Genomic DNA, 4,081 nt, shown 5'->3' on the forward strand with positions numbered 1-4,081 from the left:
ATCGCGCCCGCCGCCTCATCGAGCAGACCGGCGCGGTGCCCTACCAGAGCCTGCTTGCGGCCGCGCAGTTGTCGGCGGCGTCATGCGGATCAGCAGCGTGAATTCGCGAAGTCCGTAATCCCCGAGCAGTTGCACGCCGCCACCCGCTTGCTTCGCCAGAGAATCGATCCAGCGCCGTGGTTCGCAGCGATAGAGCCCGCTTTCGCTCGGCGGCGCATCGCGCGGCAGCATGAAATTGACGGCGAAGCCGATCCGGCTGCTGGCATGCAAGTCGGCGAGGATCGACTCGATATAGGCTTCCCAATCCCGCACGGGATGACCGAGCCGAACGTTGAAGACGCCGCTGGCGAGCGAATAGTCGGCCACGCGGCCGCATCGCGAGCCGACCGCGAATTTCACATGCTTGCGGTCCGCCCAGCGTTGGCGGGCCGCGGCGACCATCGCGCGAGAAATGTCGATGCCTTGATAGGCGACCTCGGCCTCGCCATGCCGCATCGCCAAAAATTCCAGCAGCGCGCCGTAACCGCAGCCGAAATCGTTCAGGCTGAACGACCTGGAGAAGTCGCATATCTTCAGCAGCTGCACGAATCGCAGATATTGCGAGGCGCCATTCGGCCAGTCGACCCCGAGCGGGGTCGGGCCGTGGCGCTCGATCGTTCCCGAGTAGTAGTTGCGAACCAGGGTGCGCAGGCCACGCATCGGTTCGTGCCTCAACCCTACTTCTTGCGTGCGCCCGCCTTGGGCCTGTCCATGCGCAGGGTAGGGACCGAGATGGTGAGAAAGCGCGTGCTCGAGAAGCTCAGCGGCTGGCTCTTGGCGGTGATCTGAACGACCCCTCTGGCACCGCCCGACGGATGGTAGGTGAAATAGACCGGCAAAGGCCTGTTGCATTCGAGGTTTTCCTGAAGCGAAGCGACGATTTGATCGTGTCCGCTCAGTTTCGTTGCATTGCCATCCACCTCGGCGCTCGTCCTGGTCAACTGATGGAGGTATTTCAGAAAACCCACCCGGTCCTTCTCTTCCACCGGGGCAATGTTGAGCAGCGTAAACGAGCTTATCAGCGAATGTTGCGGTGAGAACAGCTTGAACTCCTTCTGAAACCCGATCATCTCGGTCAGGGCCTCTCCAATAAACCTGCGATTCAATTGTTCCTGAACATGCGGGACATACCCGTCGGCAACCAATGCACCCATGGTGAACCTCCAAAAAAGATATGTTAGCCTGCTTCCCGGCCTCCGGCCAGATGCCGGTGACCGATGCCGCAATCCGTCATCTGCCTCGGTTCTATCGATTTGCCCCGAAAATCTGTCCGTGCATGATGGCGGCGCTGCTCCCGCCCGTTCATTCCGGCCATTCGCGCCACAGTTCATTGCGACACCCCCATGCCTCTCCCCTTCTTCTACGGCTGGATCATCGTCGCCGTGACCTTCGTCACCATGGCGGTCGGGGTCAATGCGCGCACCGCGTTCTCGCTGTTCTTTCCGCCGATCATTGGCGAATTCGGCTGGGAGCGCGGCGTCACCGCCGGCGCGTTCTCGTTCGGCTTCCTGGTTTCCGGCGCGGTCAGCCCGCTGATCGGCCGGATGATGGACCGTTTTGGCCCGCGCGCGGTGATGGAGCTTGGGGTTGCGCTGATGGGGGGCGGGCTGCTGCTTGCGCCGCTGACGAGCCAGCCATGGCATCTCTATCTCACCATCGGCGTGCTGGTCGGCGCCGGCAGCGTCTGTCTCGGCTATTCCGGCCAATCGCTGTTTCTGCCGAACTGGTTCATTCGCCGCCGCGGCCTCGCCATCGGCGTTGCCTTTGCCGGCGTCGGCATCGGCTCGGTGACCTTGCTGCCCTGGGTGCAGCACATGATCGAGCAGACCGGCTGGCGCACCGCCTGCACGGCGATGGGGATCATCGTGCTGGTCCTGCTCGGGCCGATCAACCTGTTGGTGCGCAAGCGCCCGGAGGATATCGGCCTCTTGCCGGACGGCGACGCCGCGCCGTCGGCATCATCGGCGAAGCCGATATCGAACATCGTCGATCCCGTGTGGGCCGCCACCGACTGGACGCTCCGCCGCGCGCTGCGCACCGCGCGGTTCTGGTGGATCGCGCTCGGTTATTTCTGCGGCCTGTACATCTGGTACGCGGTGCAGGTGCACCAGACCAAATTCCTGCTCGATATCGGCTTCAGCCCGAACGTCGCGGTCTGGGCGCTCGGCGTGGTCAGCCTGCTCGGCATTCCCGGCCAGATCTGGCTCGGGCATCTCTCCGACCGGATCGGACGCGAGTGGATATGGGCGGCAAGCTGCCTGGGCTTTGCGATCTGTTTCGCCGCGCTGATCGCGCTGAAATATGCGCCGGTGCTGCCGCTGGTCTACCTGATGGTTTTGACCCAGGGCGCGCTCGGCTATGGTCTGACCTCGATCATGGGGGCGGTCGTGGTCGAGATTTTTCAGGGCAAGCACTACGGCAGCATTTTCGGCACCATCATGCTGGCGGCGCTGGCGGGCGGCGCGGCCGGGCCCTGGGCGACGGGGGTTCTGCACGACCTTTCGGGCAGTTACACGGTCGCCTTTGCGATCGGGATCGCCGTGAGCGTGCTGTCCGCGGCAGCGATCTGGCGGGCCTCGCCCGGCAAAATCCGCGCCGTCGCCGGCCGGATGCCCAAAGCCCAACGTGCGGCCGCCGGCCAGCGGTAAGGCACGATTTGCGGACTTGCTGATGCCGGCCGCTTGTGGGCTAATTCGGCCAGCCAATGTATCGCTCCAAGGGACGCCCATGAACGAGCATGTCCAGACGGTGAGCCCCGACCCGCTGTTCGATCCGCTCGCGCCGGAATTCATTCGCGATCCCTATCCGCATTATGCGCGGCTGCGCACCACCGATCCCGTGCACCTGACGCCGCTTGGCATGTTCGTCGCCAGCCGCCACGCCGAGGCGAGCCTCGTGCTGCGCGACAAGCGTTTTGGCAAGGATTATGTCGCGCGCACCATCCGCCGCTATGGGCCAAAGATCATGGACGAGCCGGTGTTCCGCAGCATGAGCCACTGGATGCTGCAGCAGGACCCGCCCGATCACACCCGGCTGCGCGGCCTGGTGGTGAAGGCGTTCACCGCGCGCCGGGTCGAGGACATGCGGCCCCGCATCCAGCAGATCGTCGACCAGACGCTCGATCGCGTCATCCCCGCGGGCCGGATGGACCTGATCGAGGATTTTGCCTTCCGCCTGCCGGTCACCATCATCTGCGACATGCTGGGAATACCGGAGGAGCATCGCGGGGTGTTTTATGCCAGTTCGCGCGACGGCGGACGGCTGCTCGACCCGGTGCAACTGACAGCCGACGAGATCAAGGCGGCCAACGCCAGCAACGCGATGGCGCAGATGTATTTCCAGCAGCTGTTCGAGCTGCGGCGCAAGCAGCCCGGCGACGATTTGACGACGCAACTGGTGCAGGCCGAGGAAGACGGCAGCAAACTCTCCAACGAAGAGCTCACCGCCAACATCATTCTGCTGTTCGGCGCCGGCCACGAGACCACCGTCAATCTGATCGGCAACGGCCTGTTGGCGCTGCATCGCAATCCCGACCAGCTCGCGCTGCTCAAGGCCGATCCCGGCCTGATCACCAACGCCATCGAGGAATTCCTGCGTTACGACTCCTCGGTGCAATTGTCCGGCCGGGTGGCGCTGGAAGACATCGACGACCTCGGCGGCAAGAAAATCCCGAGGGGCGAAAGCGTGCTGTGCCTGCTCGGTTCGGCCAATCACGACCCGGCCGTCTATCCCGACCGGCCGGATCGGCTCGACATTGTCAGGCCCAATGTGAAGCCGCTGTCGTTTGGCGGCGGCATTCACTTCTGCCTCGGCGCCCAGCTGGCGCGGATCGAGGCGGAGGTCGCGATTTCGACCTTGCTGCGCCGGTTGCCGCAACTGCGGCTCGATGACGCGGAGAATCCGGAGTGGCGGCCGACCTTCGTATTGCGCGGCCTGAAGCGCCTGCCCGCGAGCTGGTGATCGCGCCGGCATTGCGCTTTCGAGCGAAGGCCTGCCCACCGCCGCGTGGTTCGAAACGCGCCGTTTTGCCGCGCTGCTCGCC

Annotated in this window: 4 protein-coding genes; 2 read left to right on the forward strand and 2 right to left on the reverse strand. The window is 64.4% G+C overall.

Features of this window, described 5'->3' with window-relative positions; translation table 11 throughout:
* Positions 1–15 precede the first annotated feature (15 nt).
* Both WCE35_RS16840 and WCE35_RS16845 read right to left on the reverse strand, forming a co-directional pair.
* Entirely contained in the window at positions 16–699 is a 684-nt protein-coding gene (locus tag WCE35_RS16840; protein ID WP_424594462.1) for a class I SAM-dependent methyltransferase, read from the reverse strand.
* A gap of 17 nt (positions 700–716) precedes the next feature.
* The gene (locus tag WCE35_RS16845; RefSeq protein ID WP_424594463.1) at positions 717–1,193 is read right to left on the reverse strand and encodes a hypothetical protein; all 477 of its coding nucleotides are present in this window, start codon (positions 1,191–1,193) and stop codon (positions 717–719) included.
* Between the two features lie 189 nt (positions 1,194–1,382).
* Here WCE35_RS16845 and WCE35_RS16850 point away from each other — a divergent pair, with 189 nt between their 5' ends.
* Entirely contained in the window at positions 1,383–2,687 is a 1,305-nt protein-coding gene (locus tag WCE35_RS16850; protein ID WP_424594464.1) for an MFS transporter, read from the forward strand.
* Positions 2,688–2,766: 79 nt separating this feature from the next.
* Positions 2,767–3,999 (forward strand): cytochrome P450, encoded by a 1,233-nt coding sequence (locus WCE35_RS16855; RefSeq protein WP_424594465.1) that lies wholly within the window; start codon positions 2,767–2,769, stop codon positions 3,997–3,999.
* Positions 4,000–4,081 lie beyond the last annotated feature (82 nt).

This window comes from Bradyrhizobium sp., from assembly GCF_049691595.1.
Taxonomy (GTDB): Bacteria; Pseudomonadota; Alphaproteobacteria; order Rhizobiales; family Xanthobacteraceae; genus Bradyrhizobium.